The sequence below is a fragment of the Streptomyces similanensis genome, assembly GCF_039543625.1.
GTDB lineage: Bacteria > Actinomycetota > Actinomycetes > Streptomycetales > Streptomycetaceae > Streptomyces > Streptomyces similanensis.
Genome location: NZ_BAABKC010000005.1, coordinates 21348 through 39498, shown reverse-complemented (window position 1 = coordinate 39498; position 18151 = coordinate 21348). Strand labels below are relative to the sequence as shown.

Genomic DNA, 18151 nt, shown 5'->3' with positions numbered 1-18151 from the left:
CCGCCGGAACGCGTCCAGTAGGGTTTGGTCCGCATAAACATCCAAACCCCTGCCCGACGCAGGGCGGCGACCGACCAGCGAGAAGGCAGGCCGCAGCCAACCGCGCGGGCGAGACTCTCGGGAAGGCGCTACGTGAGTCCCAACGGCTCCGACCGCTCGCCGCGGCGCCCGATGCGGCGGAAGCTGCTGCAGGCACTGACTGCGGGCCTGGTCCTGGCGACCGCAACCGGTTGCACATACAAGGACTTCCCCCGGCTGGGTATGCCCACCCCCGCGACGGAAGAGGCTCCGCGGATCCTCTCCCTGTGGCAGGGCTCCTGGGCCGCCGCGATCGCGGTCGGCGTGCTGGTGTGGGGTCTGATCCTGTGGAGTGCTTTCTTCCACCGGCGCAGCCGCACCAAGGTCGAGGTCCCTCCGCAGACCCGGTACAACATGCCCATCGAGGCGCTGTACACGGTCGTCCCGCTCATCATCGTCTCGGTGCTGTTCTACTTCACGGCCCGCGACGAGTCGAAGCTCCTCGACGAATCCAAGAAGCCCGACGTCACGGTCAACGTCGTCGGCTACCAGTGGAGCTGGGCCTTCAACTACGTGGCGCCCGTCGCGGGTTCCGCGGGTGACGCGAAGACCGACAAGAACCTCCTGGCCATTCCGGACCGGTTCAAGAACGACTTCCCGGCCAATGCCGGCGGCGTCTACGACTACGGCACCCCGGGCACGCGGAACCCGCAGAACGGGAACCCCGGCCCGACCCTGTGGCTGCCCAAGGGCAAGACCGTCCGCTTCATCCTGACCTCGCGGGACGTCAACCACTCGTTCTGGGTGCTGCCGTTCCTGATGAAGATGGACGTCATCCCCGGCCACACCAACTCCTTCCAGGTGACCCCCAACCAGGAGGGCACCTTCCGGGGCAAGTGCGCCGAGCTCTGCGGCCAGGACCACTCCCGGATGCTGTTCAACGTGAAGGTCGTCTCGCCGGACCGTTACGAGCAGCACCTCAAGGACCTCGCTAAGAAGGGGCAGACCGGTTACGTTCCCGCCGGCATCGCGCAGACGAGCCACGAGAAGAACCGGGAGACGAACAACCTGTGAGCATCCTCAACGAACCTCAGGGTGCCGCCGCGGCTGAGGGCTCTTTCGAGAGTGAGCAGCCGGTGCGGCGCAAGCAACCCGGCAGCGTCGTGATCAAGTGGCTGACGACCACCGACCACAAGACGATCGGCACGCTGTACCTCGTCACGTCGTTCGCGTTCTTCTGCATCGGCGGCGTGATGGCGCTGCTGATGCGCGCCGAGCTGGCCCGCCCCGGTCTGCAGTTCATGTCGAACGAGCAGTTCAACCAGGCGTTCACGATGCACGGCACGATCATGCTGCTGATGTTCGCGACGCCGCTGTTCGCCGGCTTCACGAACTGGATCATGCCGCTCCAGATCGGCGCGCCGGACGTGGCCTTCCCGCGGCTGAACATGTTCGCCTACTGGCTGTACCTGTTCGGCTCGCTGATCGCGGTGGGTGGCTTCCTCACCCCGCAGGGCGCCGCCGACTTCGGCTGGTTCGCCTACGCCCCGCTCTCCGACGCGGTGCACTCGCCGGGCATCGGCGGCGACATGTGGATCATGGGTCTGGCCTTCTCCGGCTTCGGCACGATCCTCGGTTCGGTCAACTTCATCACCACGATCATCTGCATGCGCGCGCCAGGCATGACCATGTTCCGCATGCCGATCTTCGTGTGGAACGTGCTGCTCACCGCGGTGCTCGTCCTGCTGGCCTTCCCCGTGCTGGCCGCGGCCCTGTTCGCGCTGGAGGCCGACCGCAAGTTCGGCGCCCACGTCTTCGACGCCGCCAACGGCGGAGCCCTGCTGTGGCAACACCTCTTCTGGTTCTTCGGCCATCCAGAGGTGTACATCATCGCGCTGCCGTTCTTCGGCATCATCAGTGAGGTCATCCCGGTCTTCTCCCGCAAGCCGATGTTCGGCTACATGGGTCTGATCGGCGCGACCATCGCCATCGCGGGTCTGTCCGTGACCGTGTGGGCGCACCACATGTACGTCACCGGCGGTGTGCTGCTGCCGTTCTTCTCGTTCATGACCTTCCTGATCGCGGTACCGACCGGTGTGAAGTTCTTCAACTGGATCGGCACCATGTGGAAGGGCTCGCTGTCCTTCGAGACGCCGATGCTCTGGGCGACCGGCTTCCTGATCACCTTCACCTTCGGTGGTCTGACCGGCGTCATCCTGGCCTCGCCCCCGATGGACTTCCACATCTCCGACTCGTACTTCGTGGTGGCCCACTTCCACTACGTCGTCTTCGGCACGGTCGTCTTCGCGATGTTCTCCGGCTTCCACTTCTGGTGGCCGAAGTTCACCGGCAAGATGCTGGACGAGCGCCTCGGCAAGATGACCTTCTGGCTGCTGTTCATCGGCTTCCACGGCACCTTCCTCATCCAGCACTGGCTGGGCGCCGAGGGCATGCCGCGCCGGTACGCCGACTACCTGGCGGCCGACGGCTTCACCGCCCTGAACACGATCTCGACGATCTTCTCGTTCGTGCTCGGCCTGTCGATCCTGCCGTTCTTCTACAACGTGTGGAAGACGGCCAAGTACGGCAAGCCGGTCGGCGTCGACGACCCGTGGGGCTACGGCCGCTCCCTGGAGTGGGCGACCTCCTGCCCGCCGCCGCGGCACAACTTCCTCACCCTGCCGCGGATCCGCAGTGAATCCCCGGCGTTCGACCTGCACCACCCGGAGATCGCCGCGCTCGACCAGCTCGAGAACGCCGGTCACGGCGAGAAGGCGGCGCTCGCCGGCGGCAAGGAGGCCGGCAAGTGAAGATCCAGGGCAAGCTGTTCATCTGGCTGGCCGCCTTCCTCCTGGTCATGGCCGTCGTCTACGGCCTGTGGTCCAAGGAGCCGGCCGGCACCACGGCGCTCTTCCTCTCCTTCGGCCTGAGCATCATGGTCGGCTTCTACCTCGGCTTCACGGCCAAGCGGGTGGACGCCGGCGCTCAGGACAACAAGGAGGCCGACGTCGCGGACGACGCCGGTGAGCTGGGCTTCTTCAGCCCGCACAGCTGGCAGCCGCTCGCCCTCGGCGTCGGCGGCGCGCTCGCCTTCCTCGGCGTGGCGCTCGGCTGGTGGCTGCTGTACTTCGGCGCCCCGCTGGTGCTGATCGGTCTGTGGGGCTGGGTGTTCGAGTACTACCGCGGTGAGAACCGCACCCAGTAGCGACACCCGCTCGGCCCCGGGAGCCCGGACCCTCCGCACGGAGGGTCCGGGCTCCCGCCGTTTCCGCCCGCGACCGTACGGCAGCCGTACGAGCGTCGCCCGAACGGACGACTTATCGCGCCGAAGTCGACGGAGCTACCTAGCGTGCTGCCATGAGCACCACTCCGCGCACGCGTACTCGCACCGTCGTCAGCCGTGCCCTGTTGGTGGCCGCCCTCGGCGCGGGCGCCACCGCTTGCGGCGCCGGCGGCAATCCCCTGGCCACCGCCCCGTACGACGCGGCGGATCAGATCTCCGTCAGCGGCCCCACGGAGGCCGGGAAACAGGCCGACCCGGACAAGCCCCTGGTGGTCACCGCAGAGGGCTCGGACGGCCGCATCACGGACGTCACGGCCGTGGACACCACGGGCCGCCGCGTCTCGGGCGAACTGGACGCCGACGGCGCCCGCTGGCACAGCACCTCGCCCCTGGCCGCCGGAGCCCACTACTCGGTCACGGTGAGCACGGAGGACGGCGACGGCGCACCCGGCCGCAAGGTCCTCACCGTGGACACCAGCAAGCCCGCCACCCTCAAGCGCCTGAACGTGGAGTTCGGGCCGGAGGCGGGCACCTACGGCGTCGGCGAGCCCATCGTCGCCCAACTGGACCAGCCCATCCGGGACAAGGCCCAGCGCGCCATCGTGGAGCGCGGCCTGAGGGTGGAGTCCACCCCCGCCGTGCAGGGCTCCTGGTACTGGGTGGACGACAAGCAGCTGCACTACCGCCCGCGGGACTACTGGCCGGCCGACGCCACCGTCGAGGTGCGCAGCAACCTGGAGAACATCCGGATCAACGACCAGCTGTGGGGCGCCGCCGCCAAGCCGCTGACCATCACCACCGGCGACCGCGTCATCGCCCTCACGGACGCCGCCACGCACCGGCTGACGCTCTACCGCAACGACGAGAAGGTCCGGGAGATCCCGGTCACCACGGGCAAGCCCGGCTTCGAGACCCGCAACGGCGTCAAGGTCGTCCTGGCCAAGCAGTACTTCGTGCGGATGAAGAGCACCACCGTCGGCATCGCCGCGGGCTCCTCGGACTCCTACGACCTGCCCGTCTACTACGCCACCCGGGTGACCTGGAGCGGCGAGTTCGTCCACGCGGCCCCCTGGTCCGTGGGCTCCCAGGGCAGCGCCAACGTCAGCCACGGCTGCACCGGGATGAGCACGCCGAACGCCAAGTGGTTCTTCGACAACATCCACGAGGGCGACATCGTCCAGGTGGTGAACTCCGCCGGCCAGCAGATGGAGAACTTCGACAACGGCTTCGGCGACTGGAACCTGTCCTGGGACAAGTGGGTCCAGGGCAGCGCCCTCACCGGCGCCCAGGGCTCCCCCCAGGGCGACACCACCCGGCTGCGCCCCCAGAGCCTGTAGGACCAGAGCCTGCAGGACCGAGCCTGTAGGACGGGAGCCCCGGGACGGCCCCCGCGGTCACGAGGCCGCGGGGGCCGTCCCGGGCTGTCAGGCGCCGTGGAGCTCCGTCAGGCGCCGCAGGAGCCCGTCACGCGCTCACGGAGACTCTTTTCCGCAGCAGCGCGGCCAGCGCCGACGCGAACTCCACCGGCTCCACCGGCAGCGTCACCGCGGCGTCCGCGCGGCTCCAGGTGGCCAGCCACGCGTCCTGCGGCCGCCCGATCAGCAGCAGCACCGGCGGGCAGCGGAACACCTCGTCCTTGATCTGGCGGCACAGCCCCATGCCGCCCATGGGCACGGCCTCGCCGTCCAGGACGCAGACGTCGATCCCGCCCTTGTCCAGCTCCTTGAGCACCGCGGCGGGCGTGGCGCACTCCAGGAACTCCACCACAGGCGCGTCCTGGGCCGGCCTGCGGCCGGTGGCCAGCCGCACCTGCTCCCGGGTGCCTGCGTCGTCGCTGTAGACCAGCACCGTGGCGGTCGCCTGCATTGTTCCTCCACGCATCTCGGAACAGCCTTGGTCGGAGAACTCATCGGGAACTTCCGGGTACCGATGGCGCGGATGCTACTCCTCCGCACTCCCGGTCAACACCGCTTGGAACACCCCTTCGATGGGCCATACGGGCTGGACACACCCCCCAGACACTCCGAACGGCACCCCCCGGAGTGAGGGCGGGATAAGCGACCGACATAATGTCGGTCGTGGCGACAGCAACGACAGTAGAAACCGGGCACGCGCACCCGTCGGTCAACCGGCCGAACCTCACCAGCGTCGGAACCATCATCTGGCTGAGTTCCGAGCTGATGTTCTTCGCGGCCCTCTTCGCGATGTACTTCACCCTGCGATCGGTGACGGGTCCGGCGCACTGGAAGGAGATGGCGGACCACCTCAACGTCCCCTTCTCGTCGGCGAACACCACGATCCTGGTGCTCTCCTCGCTCACCTGCCAGCTCGGCGTCTTCGCCGCCGAGCGCGGTGACGTGAAGAAGCTCCGGGGCTGGTTCATCGTCACCTTCATCATGGGTGCGATCTTCATCGGCGGTCAGATCTACGAGTACACCAGCCTGGTGAAGGAGGACGGGCTCTCCCTGTCCTCCGACCCGTACGGCTCGGTGTTCTACCTGACCACCGGCTTCCACGGCCTGCACGTGACGGGCGGTCTCATCGCCTTCCTGCTGGTCCTCGGCCGCACCTACGCGGCCCGGAGGTTCACCCACGAGCAGGCGACCGCGGCCATCGTCGTGTCCTACTACTGGCACTTCGTCGACGTCGTCTGGATCGGCCTCTTCGCCACGATCTACCTGATCAAGTAGCGACGAACCGACCTCAGTACGCAACGCATCGACGCAGAAGATCCTGACACCGGGGTAATCCGTGAAAAAGCTCTCCGCACGACGACGCCATCCGCTGGCGGCGGTCGTCGTCCTACTTCTCGCGCTGGCGGCCACGGGGGGGCTGTACACCGCGTTCGCGCCCGCGAGCAAGGCGAAGGCCGACGACTCGGCCCAGTCCCTCACGATCGAGGAGGGCAAGAAGCTCTACGCGGTCGGCTGTGCAAGCTGCCACGGCACGGGCGGTCAGGGCACCACTGACGGTCCCAGCCTCGTGGGCGTGGGCGCCGCGGCCGTCGACTTCCAGGTCGGCACCGGCCGTATGCCCGCGCAGCAGCCGAGCGCGCAGGTCCCGCGCAAGAAGGTCATCTACAGCCAGGCCGAGATCGACCAGCTGGCGGCGTACATCGCCTCCCTGGGCGCCGGTCCCGTCGTGCCGACGAAGAACCAGTACAGCCCGGAGGGCGCGGACATCGCCAAGGGCGGCGAGCTGTTCCGCACCAACTGCGCGCAGTGCCACAACTTCACCGGCAAGGGCGGTGCGCTCACGCACGGCAAGTTCGCCCCGGACCTCGACGGCGTCCAGCCGAAGCACATCTACGAGGCCATGCAGACCGGCCCGCAGAACATGCCCTCCTTCCCCGACACCACGATGTCGGAGAAGAACAAGAAGGACATCATCGCGTACCTGAACGCGGTCAACAGCGACAAGACCGAGAACCCCGGCGGTCTCGAACTGGGCGGCCTCGGGCCGGTCAGCGAGGGTCTGTTCGCGTGGATCTTCGGCCTCGGCCTGTTGGTCGCCGTCGCCGTGTGGGTCGCCGCTCGGACCGCAAAGGCCAAGAAGTCATGAGTAGCCAAGACATTCCAGAAGAGAACCTGCCTGCCGAGCACGGCACGCACGGCGCCGTGAAGGCCGCGGACGAGAAGAACCCGTTCGCCGACCCCGGCCTGCCCCCGCACGAGCACCGGATCCAGGACATCGACGAGCGGGCCGCCAAGCGGTCCGAGCGCGTCGTCGCCCTGCTGTTCACGGTGTCCATGCTGGCCACCGTCGGCTTCATCGCCTCGTACGTGACGATCCCGAACGACAAGGTCGTCTACGTCTTCCCGATCGGCCACGTCAGCGCGATGAACTTCGCGCTCGGCCTGACCCTGGGCGTGGCGCTGTTCTGCATCGGCGCGGGCGCGGTCCACTGGGCCCGCACCCTGATGTCGGACGCGGAGGTCGCCGACGAGCGGCACCCGATCGAGGCGTCGCCCGAGGTCCGCGCCAAGGTCCACGCGGACTTCAAGCAGGGCGCCAAGGAGTCGGTGATCGGCCGCCGGCCGCTGATCCGCAACACCATGCTGGGCGCGCTCACCCTGGTGCCGCTGTCCGGTCTGTTCCTGCTGCGCGACCTGGGCCCGCTGCCCAAGGAGTCGCTGCGGCACACCATGTGGTCCAAGGGCAAGCGCCTGGTCAACATGAACACCAACCAGCCGCTGCGTCCCGAGGACGTCGCGGTCGGCTCGCTCACCTTCGCCATGCCCGACGGGCTGAAGGAGACCGACGAGGAGTTCCAGACCGAGATCGCCAAGGCGGCCCTGATGATCGTCCGGCTCCAGCCGGACAACATCAAGGACAAGCGCGAGCTGGAGTGGTCGCACGAGGGCGTCGTGGCGTACTCGAAGATCTGCACCCACGTGGGCTGCCCGATCTCCCTGTACGAGCAGCAGACGCACCACGTGCTGTGCCCGTGCCACCAGTCCACCTTCGACCTCTCCGACGGTGCCCGAGTGATCTTCGGCCCCGCCGGACACGCCCTGCCGCAGCTGCGCATCGGCGTGGACAGCGAGGGTTACCTCCAGGCGCTCGGCGACTTCGAGGAGCCCGTCGGTCCTGCATTCTGGGAGCGCGGATGAGTACTTCAGCGAGCAACGAGCCGACCCGCGCGCGCGGGAAGGCACCGGCCGGCGAGAAGCTCGCCGACTGGGCCGACGGCCGGCTGGGCATCTACAGCCTGGCCAAGGCCAACATGCGCAAGATCTTCCCCGACCACTGGTCGTTCATGCTGGGTGAGGTCTGCCTCTACAGCTTCCTGATCATCATCCTCACGGGTGTGTATCTGACGCTGTTCTTCCACCCCTCGATGAACGAGGTGGTGTACCACGGCAGCTACGTCCCGCTCCAGGGACAGCTGATGAGCGAGGCGTTCAACTCGACCCTGCACATCTCCTTCGAGGTGCGCGGTGGTCTGCTCATCCGGCAGATCCACCACTGGGCCGCGCTGATCTTCCTGGCCGGCATGTTCGTGCACATGATGCGCGTGTTCTTCACCGGCGCGTTCCGCAAGCCGCGTGAGGTCAACTGGCTGTTCGGCTTCCTGCTGTTCGTCCTGGGCATGTTCACCGGCTTCACCGGTTACTCGCTCCCGGACGACCTGCTCTCCGGCACCGGTGTCCGCTTCATGGAGGGCGCGATCCTGTCCGTGCCGATCGTCGGCACGTACCTGTCGTTCTTCCTCTTCGGCGGCGAGTTCCCCGGCCACGACTTCGTGGCCCGGTTCTACTCGATCCACATCCTGCTGCTGCCGGGCATCATGCTCGGTCTGGTGGTCGCCCACCTGATCCTGGTCTTCTACCACAAGCACACGCAGTTCGCGGGCCCCGGCAAGACCAACAACAACGTCGTCGGCATGCCGCTGCTGCCGGTCTACATGGCCAAGGCCGGAGGCTTCTTCTTCCTGGTCTTCGGCGCCATCACGGCCATCGCGGCGATCGCGCAGATCAACCCGATCTGGGCCATCGGCCCCTACCGTCCGGACCAGGTGTCCACCGGCGCCCAGCCCGACTGGTACATGGGCTTCTCCGAGGGCCTGATCCGCACGATGCCGGGCTGGGAGATCAACCTCTGGGGCCACACGCTCGTCCTGGGCGTGTTCGTACCGCTGATCATCTTCCCGCTGGTGCTGGTCGCGATCGCGGTCTACCCGTTCCTGGAGGCCTGGGTCACCGGCGACCGGCGCGAGCACCACATCCTGGACCGGCCGCGCAACGCCCCGACCCGCACCGCCTTCGGCGCCGCGTGGATCTCGTGGTACTTCGTGCTGCTGGTCGGCGGCGGCAACGACCTGTGGGCCACCCACTTCCACCTGTCGATCAACGCGATCACCTGGTTCGTCCGGATCTCGTTCTTCGTCATGCCGCTCATCGTGTTCGTCATCACCAAGCGGATCTGCCTCGGCCTCCAGCGCCGGGACAAGGAGAAGGTGCTGCACGGCCGCGAGTCCGGCATCATCAAGCGCCTGCCGCACGGTGAGTTCATCGAGGTGCACGAGCCGCTCAGCCAGGAGCAGCTGTACACGCTCACCGCGCACCAGCAGTACGAGCCGGTCGAGATCGGCCCGGCGGTCGACGAGAACGGCGTCGAGCGCAAGGTGTCGGGCACGGCGAAGCTGCGCGCCAAGCTCAGCAACGCCTACTACGGCGAGGACAACCAGATCTCCAAGCCGACTGTCGAGGAGTACAAGGAGATCACGAGTGGCCACGGCCACCACTGATCACTGACCCCTGAGCGTCGCCACGCCAGGTCGAAGGGCCCCGTTCCGAACCCCGGACGGGGCCCTTCGCCGTGCGCGGGGGTCGATAGGGTGGAGGCGATCGACGACTACGCGTCCCGGTGCCCCGGGGCGCCGACCCAGGAGCGGCTGATGAGCGCTGTGACCCCCGCTGGAGGCGACACCGCGGCGGGCCGTTCCTGGCCCGCCGTGCTGAACGGTCTGCTGGACGGCCGCGACCTCAGGGCCGACGACACCGCCTGGGCGATGGACCGGATCATGGGCGGCGAGGCGACGGACGCGCAGATCGCCGGGTTCGCGGTGGCGCTGCGCGCCAAGGGCGCCACCGTCGAGGAGATCACCGGCCTGGTGCGCACGATGTACGAGCACGCCAACGTGATCACGGTGCCCGGCGACACCGTCGACATCGTCGGCACCGGCGGCGACGGCGCCAAGACGGTGAACATCTCCACGATGTCCTCCATCGTCGTCGCCGGCGCCGGCGCGAAGGTCGTCAAGCACGGCAACCGGGCCGCGTCCTCCGCCTCCGGCGCCTCCGACGTGCTGGAGAAGCTGGGCGTGAACCTGGACCTGACCCCGCGTCGGGTGGTGGAGGTCGCCGAGGAGGCCGGGATCACCTTCTGCTTCGCGGTGAAGTTCCACCCGGCCCTGCGCCACGTGGGCGCGGCGCGCGGCCAGTTGGGCATCCGGACGGTGTTCAACCTGCTCGGTCCGCTGACCAACCCGGCCAAGGTGCGCGCGCAGGCGGTGGGCGTCGCCGTGGCGCACGAGGCGCCGATCGTCGCGGGCGTCTTCGCCGAGCGCGGCAACTCCTCCCTGGTCTTCCGGGGTGACGACGGCCTGGACGAGCTGACCACGACGGCCACCTCCCGGGTGTGGGTGGTGCGCGACGGCCGGGTCGCCGAGGAGACCTTCGACCCGCGGGACGTGGGCCTGGAACTGGTGCCCGTGGAGGCGCTGCGCGGCGCCGACGCCTCGTACAACGCGGAGGTGGCCCGCCGGCTGCTGGACGGCGAGCGGGGGCCCGTACGGGACGCCGTGCTGCTGAACTCGGCGGCGGCGCTGGTGGCGCTGAAGCCGGACTCCGGGACGCTGGTGGAGCGGATCAGGGCGGGCATGGAGCGGGCGGCGGAGTCCATCGACTCCGGGGCGGCCCGGCGCACGCTGGAGCGCTGGGTGGCCGCGAGCAACGCCTGACGGCTCCGACGGCCCACGGGGGCCGCGGGGGCCGTGGGGGCCGTGGGTGCCGCCCCGAGGACCCGGCGCGGTCCCGCGATCCGGACAGGGGTTGCGGGACCGCGATCAGTTCGCGTACGTTCCTGTCCAGGTCATGAGTGACAGCCATGTGGCCCCGGCCGGCTGTCCGGCAACCCTCCGTCCGTGGCGGGGTGCCCCGGGTGAAGACCAGGTCGTAGGCAGCGAGGTCTACGGCAAGCGCGGACCCCTCGCACGCTTCTCGGAAAGCGTGGGGCCAGGGGTCCTGGTCGTTCGAGGGAGCCTTCCGTGAGCAAGCGAATGCGCTAGGGCCGCAGAGCCCCGCCTCCGCATTTCCCCTTTTTTCCACCGTGCTTGAGCCGCGTGACGCCTTGTCGTGCCCGCTCGTGCGGTGAATCGCGCCTGCTTTCACGGGAGTTGTGTCATGTCTGTCTCCACCCTCGCCGCCGACCAGTCCGTTTGTGCCCCGCTGCCCGTTCTGGGGCGGGATGTCACCGTGCCGCTGGTGACCGGCGGGGAGGTCGGCTACGCCGCTCTCGACTACGCGGCCAGCGCCCCCGCCCTCCAGCGCGTCTGGGACGACGTGGCCGCGTACGCCCCCTACTACGGCAGCGTCCACCGCGGCGCCGGCTACCTCTCGCAGCTGTCCACCGACCTGTTCGAGAACGCCCGCCGCACGGTCGCGGAGTTCCTCGGCTGCCGGACGGACGACCAGGTGGTGTTCACCCGCTCCACCACCGACTCGCTCAACCTGCTGGCCCGCGCGCTGCCCGCCGACTGCCGGGTGTTCGTCTTCGAGACCGAGCACCACGCCTCGCTGCTGCCCTGGCGCGACGCCCAGGTGACCTACCTGAACGCCCCGCGCACCCCGGAGCAGGCGGTCGCCACCCTGGAGCGGGCGCTCGCCGACCGCGAGCCGTACGGTCCCGCGCTGGTCTGCGTCACCGGCGCCTCCAACGTCACCGGCGAGCTGTGGCCGGTGCGCGAGCTGGCCGCCGCCGCCCACGCGCACGGCGCCCGGATCGTCCTGGACGCCGCCCAGCTCGCCCCGCACCACCCGGTGTCCGTCGCGGACCTGGACGTCGACTGGGTCGCCTTCTCCGGGCACAAGCTGTACGCCCCGTTCGGCGCCGGAGTGCTGGCGGGCCGCGCGGACTGGCTGCGCGCGGCCGACCCGTACCTCGCGGGCGGCGGCGCGAGCCGCAGGGTCTCCCGGCGCGCCGACGGCGGCGTGGACGTGGAGTGGCACGAGAGCGCCGCCCGCCACGAGGCCGGCTCCCCGAACGTCATCGGCGCCTACTCCATCGCCTCCGCCTGCAAGGCGCTGACCGAGGCCGGCTTCGACTCCCTGGTGGCCCGCGAGCGGCGTCTGATCGCGACGGTGCGGGCCGGACTGGCCGAGGTGCCCGAGGTCAGGGTGCTCTCGCTGTTCGGGGACGACGCCCCGCGGGTCGGCGTCATCTCGTTCGTCGTCGAGGGCTGGAACAGCTCCCACTTCGCCGCCGCGCTCTCCGCCGAGTACGGCATCGGCGTGCGCGACGGGCTCTTCTGCGCCCACCCGCTGGTGCGCACGCTGCTCGGCAGCGACCCGCAGAGCCAGGGCGAGTGCGGCGCCCCCGAGGCCGCGCCCGGCGAGAAGTCCCTCAACGCCATCCGGGTCAGCTTCGGCGCCGGCACCCCGGACGAGCACGTCGAGCGGTTCGTGACGGCGGTGCGGGAACTGGTCCGCGACGGCGCGAAGTGGCGCTACCGCACCGAGGACGGCCGCTGCGTCCCCGCGGTGTGAACCGTACGGCCCGCGCGGGCGGCGTACGCCCGGTCAGGAGTCCAGGCCGATGGCGAACGCCGCCTCCAGGTCGTGCTGCGAGTACGTCCGGAACGCCACGTGCGTGTCCGTCGCCTCCACGCCGGGGATCTTGCTGATCCGGCCCGGGATGATCTCGGCCAGGTCCTCGTGCCGGCCCACCCGCACCATGGCGATCAGGTCGTAGGTGCCGGTGACGGAGAAGACCTCGCTCACGCTCTCCAGCGAGGCGATCCGCTCGGCGATCTCGGGGATCCGGTCCACGCTGGTCTTGATGAGGACGATCGCGGTGATCACGGCTGGTTCTCTCCCTCGGGGGCCGGAGCGGGGCTGGCCTTCACTCTAGTCGTCCGCCCGGCGCCCACCGCCGCCCCGCCGGAGCCCCGGCCGCGGCGGCCGTGCCCGCCGAACCGGGCCCACGCGAAGAGGAAGCCGAGCCCGAAGCCCACCACGTGCGCCAGATAGGCCACCCCCGGCCCCTGAGCGGCCCGGCCCGCCGCCAGCCACTGAAGGGCCGCCCAGAACGGCAGCACCACCCACGCCGGCAGCCGCAGCGGCAGGAAGAACAGGAACGGCAGCACGCTGGTCACCCGCGCCCTCGGGAACAGGTAGAGGAAGGCGCCGAGCACCGCCGAGATCGCCCCGGAGGCTCCCACCAGGCTCTGGTCCGAACCGGCGTGGGCGACGGCGTAGCCCACCAGGGCGAGGTAGCCGCAGCCGGCGTAGAACAGCGTGAACCGCGTCCGGCCCATGCGCTCCTCGGTCATCGCCCCGAAGACGTGCAGGAAGAGCATGTTGCCGAGCAGGTGCACCCAGCTGCCGTGCACGAACAGGGCGGTGGCCGGGGTGAGGGCGGCGCGGGCGGAGCCGGTGAACAGGTCGGCCGGGATCACGCCCCAGCGCCGGAAGTAGGTCTGCTGCGCGGCGAGCAGCGCGTCCCCGGTGCCGTAGGCGGGGTTCAGTCCCCCGGCCGGGCCGATCACGAAGACCGCGCAGCACAGGACGATCAGCGTCCTGGTCACCGGCGCCGGCGTGGTCCGCGCCGCCCGGAGGGCCCTGGCCGCCCGGACGGCCACCGTGTTCCTGTACCCGCTCATGTGCACAGAGCATGGCGTAACGGGACGCATCAGCACAGACCGCCTCGCCGCCGTGGACACCCGGGCGGCGAGGGCCCGGCAGGCCGTAGGGTTACGAGCCGGCGCTCCGGGGAAGCTGGCGCGTCACGGAGACGAGAAGGAAAGTGAAGCCTCGATGACGGTTCCCCTGCCGACCGCCACGACACGGTGGCGCTGCACCCTCTGCGGCAACCTCACCCGCTTCGACGTGACCCGCTCGTCGAAGGTCGTGGAGTACGTCCACCTGGACCTGGCCGGCGAGCCCACCGTCGAGGAACGCGAAGTGGTCAGTGAGACCATCGAGTCGGTCCGCTGCCGCTGGTGCAACGCGGTGGACAAGGTGGAACTCGTGGACAGGCCGGGCGCCGGCTCCTGAGCGGAGCGGGCCCCTACAGGCGATCCCCGGACGGGGATCAGGCAAGACATTGGGGTGAGGATGGTGGAGACACGAGGCGGGGAGCCGGACGACGGCGCCGCTGAGGTGCTCGACCGTCCCCTGCCCGACGGTGTGCGGCGCCGGGTGGTGCAGATCGTGGCCGACGCCTTCGGCCGGCTGACCGTGGCCGAGCTGCCGGCCCAGCTGCGCCAGTACGCCCGGTTCGCGCCCAACCGCCGGGCCAAGTTCGCCGGCAACGCGATGGCGGCGGCGCTGGAGGGCGACACGCTGTTCCGGCAGCGGGTGGGGGAGAAGTTCAGAGAGGCCGAGCCGGAGCTGTCCGGCGCCCTGGACTCCGGCTCCCCGCCCCCGGCCGCGGACCCGCTCGACGTGGCGGCCGCGGCCTACGTACTGCGCCCGCCGGGCTGGGTGAAGCTGGTGACCGCCGCCGGCGAGGAGGTGCAGCGCGCGCACGCGGAGCGGGCCGGCGAGGAGAGCCGGGCCGAGCTGGAGCGGCTGCGCGCCGAGCTCGCCGCGGCCCGCGAGCTGACCCGCGCGGAGACCGAGCGGCTGCGCGCCGAGCTGGACTCGGCCAGGAAGGAGACCGAGGCGCTGCACCGCAAGCTGCGCGCCGCGCTCAGCGACGTCAAGCGCGGTGAGGCGGCGCTGCGCAAGGCGCGGGCCGAGGCGGAGGCGGTGCGCGCCGAGGGGCAGACGCAGGTGTCGGCCGCGGAGAGCGAGACCCGGCGGCTCAAGGCGCGCCTCGCCGAGGCGGAGTCCGCGCTGGAGGCCACCCGCAAGGCGGCCCGCGAGGGGCGCAGCGTGGAGGACATGCGGGTACGGCTGCTGCTGGACACCGTGCTCGACGCGGCCCAGGGGCTGCGCCGGGAGCTGGCGCTGCCGCCGGTGTCGGTGCGGCCGGCCGAGACCGTGGACGCGGTGGAGCCGGGGCGGATGACCCCGAAGGACATCGCCGCCCGCGCGCTGTCCGAGCACGACCCGGCGATCCTGGACCAGCTGCTGGAGCTGCCGCAGGCGCACCTGGTCGTCGACGGCTACAACGTCACCAAGACCGGCTATCCGCAGATGCCGCTGGAGAAGCAGCGCCTCAGACTGCTCGGCCAGCTCTCACAGCTCGCCGCGCAGACCGGCGCCGAGGTCACCTGTGTCTTCGACGGCGCCGAACTGGTGGCGCCGGTGCTGCTCGCGCCGCCGCGCGGGGTGCGGGTGCTGTTCTCCAAGCCGGGGGTGACCGCGGACGAGCTGATCCGCCAGCTGGTGCGGGCCGAGCCGCCCGGCCGGCCGGTCATCGTCGCCTCCACCGACCGCGAGGTCGCCGACGGGGTCGCGAAGGCCGGGGCGCGGCCGGTCGCGTCGGCGATGCTGCTGAAGCGCTTCTCGCGGGGCTGAAGCCGCGCGCCCGGCCGGCCGCGCGACCGAAAACGGGCATAAGGCAATTCGCGCCGCAATCCCAACGTAGGGGTGTAACGCCCGAATTGGCCGACGCGTCGGTGTCGCTCAGCGTCAACCTGAGTTCACTTCTCGTGAGTTGAGTGCAAAGAAACCTCTCGGGAGGCGGTATTTTCTGTTGTGGGATTTGAATTCATCACGATGAGGTCACTAGGGTCTGCCTTCGAACCTCCAAGCGGGTGATCACCCAAAAGAAGGAGATCGCTTCCGTGGCGTCCCACCGTCGACCCAAGCAGCCCAGCCGCGCACGTGTGACCGTGCTCACCGCGACAGCGGCGGCGGCCGTCGCGATCAGCGCCCAGGCGGCCAACGCGGCGCCGAGCGAGAAGCCGAGCAAGGACGAGGTCAAGTCCAAGGTCGACGCGCTCTACGAGCAGGCGGAGCAGGCCACCGAGAAGTACAACGGCGCCAAGGAGAAGCAGGAGAAGCTCCAGAAGGAGATCTCCACGATCCAGGACAACGTCGCCCGCGGTCAGCAGGACCTCAACAAGCTGCGCGACGGCATCGGTTCGATGGCGGCCGGCCAGTACCGCACCGGCGGCATCGACCCCTCGCTCCAGCTCTTCCTCTCCGCCGACCCGGACGACTACCTGGACAAGGCCTCCACCCTCGACCAGGTCAGCGGCCAGCAGGCCGACGGTCTGAAGAAGATCCAGGACAAGCAGCGCGAACTCGCCCAGGAGCGCGCCGAGGCCGGCGCCAAGCTCAAGGACCTCTCCGCCACCCGCACCGAGCTGGGCAACAAGAAGAAGGAAGTCCAGAGCAAGCTCGCCGAGGCGCAGAAGCTGCTCAACTCCCTGACCGCGCAGGAGAAGGCGGCCCTGACCGCCGAGCAGAACCGCGCCAGCCGGGCCAGCGAGCGCGCCGCCCTGAACAGCGACACCGGCAACCCCGGCAAGATCTCCGCCGGTTCCGGCCGGGCCGGCGCCGCCTTCTCCGCGGCGCAGAGCAAGATAGGCTCCGCCTACGTCTACGGCGCCACCGGCCCGTCCTCCTTCGACTGCTCGGGCCTGACCTCCTGGGCCTACGCGCAGGCCGGCGTCTCCATCCCGCGCACCTCCGAGTCGCAGGCCAACATCGGCCAGCGCATCTACTCGCAGAGCCAGCTCCAGGTCGGCGACCTCGTCTTCTTCTACGGCGACCTGCACCACGTCGGCCTGTACGCGGGCAACGGCCAGGTGCTGCACGCCCCGCACACCGGAGCCGTGGTGCGCTACGAGGCCATCGGCAACATGCCCTTCCAGTTCGGCGTCCGCGTCTGACACCCGCCGCCGACCCGGCCCGGGCCCGCCCGGGCCGCGTCCGGATCACGGCCCCGTACCGCCCGAACGGGCGAATCACGGCGGCCCGCAGCGACCCCGCGCCCCGCCTCTGACCTGTGTCGGAGGCGGGGCGCAGCGCTGTGCGCGCGCCGAGGCGTTTTGGCCGGTGCGTCACCGCGCGGCTACTGTCTGCCGCGTTTCCCCGCCGCCGGGGCGCACCGCCCCCCGGCGGTGGGGAGACCGCCAACCGTCAGCCAGTGCAGGGAGTTCGGCTTCCCGTGGGGTCTCATCGCCGCCGTGCGTCGTCCGGGTCGGTCATCGGCGCCGGCACCGCCGGCACCGCCGTAGGTGTCCTGTCCGTCACGGCCGCCGCCCTCGGCGCCCTGCCCGCCGCCGCCGCGCCCGCCGCGCCCGCCGCGCCGCACGGCGACGCCCGGGCCGAGGTCGACCGGCTCTACCAGGAGGCCGAGAAGGCGACCGAGTCCTACGACCGCGCCGACGAACGCGCCGACGCGCTGCGCCGCGAGGTGCACGACCGGCAGGACCGCATCGCCCGTCGGCAGCTGCGCGTCAACTCCCTGCGCGACGCGCTCGGTTCGGTGGCAGGGGCGCAGTACCGCTCCGGCGGACTCGACCCGGCCGTCGCCCTGCTGCTCTCCGGCGACCCGGCCGACTACCTCGACAAGGCGGCCGTGCTCGACCGGATCGGCGCCCACCAGGCGGAGCAGCTGCACGACCTGCGCCAGTCGCTGCGCGCCCTCTCCCAGGAGCGCGCCGAGGCCGGCCGGGCCCTGGCCGAACTGGCCCGGAGCCGCACGGCGGTCGCTTCCCACAAGCGGACCGTGGAGCGCAAACTCGCCCGCGCCCGGCTGCTGCTGAACTCCCTGCCCCCGGCCGACCGGGCCGCCTACGACCGGGCCGCCCGCCTCGGCCGCGACGACCTCCCTTCCGGCCCCGACGGCGGCCCGGCCGCCTCGGGCCGCGCCGCGGCGGCCGTCGCCGCCGCCCGCTCCGCGCTCGGCCGCCCCTACGTCTGGGGCGCCAACGGCCCCTCCGGCTTCGACTGCTCGGGCCTGATGCAGTGGTCGTACGCACAGGCCGGAGTGCACTTGCCGCGCACCTCGCAGGAGCAGCGCTTCGCCGGCCGGCGCATCCCGCTCTCCCAGGCCCGGCCCGGCGACCTCGTCGTCTACCGCTCCGACGCCGGCCACGTCGCGATGTACATGGGCCACGGCCGGGTGATCCACGCCCCCTACCCGGGCGCGCCCGTGCGCTACGACCCGGTGGACATGATGCCGGTGGCCTCGGTCACCAGGGTCTGACGGCCGCCGCCCGGCCGC

The 18151-nt window shown here is 70.4% G+C and carries 17 protein-coding genes and 1 riboswitch; of the genes, 14 read left to right on the top strand and 3 right to left on the bottom strand.

Translation table 11 applies throughout. The annotated features are described in order from the left end of the window. Positions 1-132 precede the first annotated feature (132 nt). The 4 genes from ctaC to ABEB07_RS01495 all read left to right on the top strand — a co-directional run bounded on the left by ctaC (position 133) and on the right by ABEB07_RS01495 (position 4638). Complete coding sequence (gene ctaC / locus ABEB07_RS01510) at positions 133-1092, top strand: aa3-type cytochrome oxidase subunit II (protein WP_164588759.1); 960 nt, start codon at positions 133-135, stop codon at positions 1090-1092. Further along, positions 1089-2828: an aa3-type cytochrome oxidase subunit I gene (gene ctaD, locus ABEB07_RS01505; RefSeq protein ID WP_164588760.1), complete on the top strand. Its 1740-nt coding sequence runs from the start codon at positions 1089-1091 to the stop codon at positions 2826-2828. Before ctaC ends, ctaD begins: the two co-directional genes overlap by 4 nt. Beyond that, a complete protein-coding gene (locus ABEB07_RS01500) occupies positions 2825-3223 on the top strand; it encodes a cytochrome c oxidase subunit 4 (RefSeq protein WP_164588761.1) in 399 nt (132 codons plus the stop codon). The genes ctaD and ABEB07_RS01500 overlap by 4 nt, the downstream gene beginning before the upstream one ends. A 152-nt stretch (positions 3224-3375) precedes the next feature. Then, complete coding sequence (locus ABEB07_RS01495; protein WP_345666663.1) at positions 3376-4638, top strand: L,D-transpeptidase; 1263 nt, start codon at positions 3376-3378, stop codon at positions 4636-4638. Between the two features lie 127 nt (positions 4639-4765). Here the strand turns inward: ABEB07_RS01495 and ABEB07_RS01490 are convergent, their stop codons facing one another. Then, on the bottom strand, positions 4766-5167 hold the full coding sequence (locus ABEB07_RS01490; protein WP_164588763.1) for a response regulator: 402 nt from the start codon (positions 5165-5167) through the stop codon (positions 4766-4768). 203 nt (positions 5168-5370) lie between these two features. Here ABEB07_RS01490 and ctaE point away from each other — a divergent pair, with 203 nt between their 5' ends. The 6 genes from ctaE (at position 5371) to ABEB07_RS01460 (ending at position 12570) form a co-directional block, all read left to right on the top strand. Then, positions 5371-5991 carry an aa3-type cytochrome oxidase subunit III gene (gene ctaE, locus ABEB07_RS01485; RefSeq protein ID WP_009188180.1) on the top strand — a complete coding sequence of 207 codons (621 nt, stop codon included), beginning with the start codon at positions 5371-5373 and terminating at the stop codon, positions 5989-5991. A 61-nt stretch (positions 5992-6052) separates the two neighbouring features. Then, positions 6053-6862 carry a cytochrome bc1 complex diheme cytochrome c subunit gene (gene qcrC, locus ABEB07_RS01480; RefSeq protein WP_164588764.1) on the top strand — a complete coding sequence of 270 codons (810 nt, stop codon included), beginning with the start codon at positions 6053-6055 and terminating at the stop codon, positions 6860-6862. Continuing rightward, positions 6859-7914 (top strand): cytochrome bc1 complex Rieske iron-sulfur subunit, encoded by a 1056-nt coding sequence (gene qcrA / locus ABEB07_RS01475; protein WP_164588765.1) that lies wholly within the window; start codon positions 6859-6861, stop codon positions 7912-7914. Before qcrC ends, qcrA begins: the two co-directional genes overlap by 4 nt. Continuing rightward, a complete protein-coding gene (qcrB, locus tag ABEB07_RS01470) occupies positions 7911-9551 on the top strand; it encodes a cytochrome bc1 complex cytochrome b subunit (RefSeq protein ID WP_164588766.1) in 1641 nt (546 codons plus the stop codon). Before qcrA ends, qcrB begins: the two co-directional genes overlap by 4 nt. A 150-nt stretch (positions 9552-9701) precedes the next feature. Next, on the top strand, positions 9702-10766 hold the full coding sequence (gene trpD / locus ABEB07_RS01465; RefSeq protein WP_345666662.1) for an anthranilate phosphoribosyltransferase: 1065 nt from the start codon (positions 9702-9704) through the stop codon (positions 10764-10766). Positions 10767-10895: 129 nt separating this feature from the next. Then, positions 10896-11012, top strand: a riboswitch (SAM riboswitch). A gap of 196 nt (positions 11013-11208) precedes the next feature. Beyond that, a complete protein-coding gene (locus ABEB07_RS01460) occupies positions 11209-12570 on the top strand; it encodes an aminotransferase class V-fold PLP-dependent enzyme (RefSeq protein WP_345666661.1) in 1362 nt (453 codons plus the stop codon). A 33-nt stretch (positions 12571-12603) separates the two neighbouring features. Here the strand turns inward: ABEB07_RS01460 and ABEB07_RS01455 are convergent, their stop codons facing one another. Beyond that, complete coding sequence (locus ABEB07_RS01455) at positions 12604-12885, bottom strand: Lrp/AsnC family transcriptional regulator (RefSeq protein WP_018567420.1); 282 nt, start codon at positions 12883-12885, stop codon at positions 12604-12606. Continuing rightward, complete coding sequence (locus ABEB07_RS01450; RefSeq protein WP_345666660.1) at positions 12882-13685, bottom strand: rhomboid family intramembrane serine protease; 804 nt, start codon at positions 13683-13685, stop codon at positions 12882-12884. Before ABEB07_RS01450 ends, ABEB07_RS01455 begins: the two co-directional genes overlap by 4 nt. A 154-nt stretch (positions 13686-13839) precedes the next feature. Here ABEB07_RS01450 and ABEB07_RS01445 point away from each other — a divergent pair, with 154 nt between their 5' ends. From ABEB07_RS01445 to ABEB07_RS01430, 4 genes are all read left to right on the top strand, one after another. Further along, positions 13840-14079, top strand: a complete 240-nt coding sequence (locus tag ABEB07_RS01445) for a hypothetical protein (protein WP_018567422.1) — start codon at positions 13840-13842, stop codon at positions 14077-14079. 60 nt (positions 14080-14139) lie between these two features. Next, positions 14140-15489, top strand: coding sequence for an NYN domain-containing protein (locus ABEB07_RS01440; protein WP_176148641.1), 1350 nt, complete (start codon positions 14140-14142; stop codon positions 15487-15489). Between the two features lie 269 nt (positions 15490-15758). Further along, complete coding sequence (locus tag ABEB07_RS01435) at positions 15759-16811, top strand: C40 family peptidase (RefSeq protein ID WP_345666659.1); 1053 nt, start codon at positions 15759-15761, stop codon at positions 16809-16811. 278 nt (positions 16812-17089) lie between these two features. Beyond that, the gene (locus tag ABEB07_RS01430) at positions 17090-18133 is read left to right on the top strand and encodes a C40 family peptidase (protein ID WP_345666658.1); all 1044 of its coding nucleotides are present in this window, start codon (positions 17090-17092) and stop codon (positions 18131-18133) included. The last annotated feature ends 18 nt before the right edge of the window (positions 18134-18151 follow it).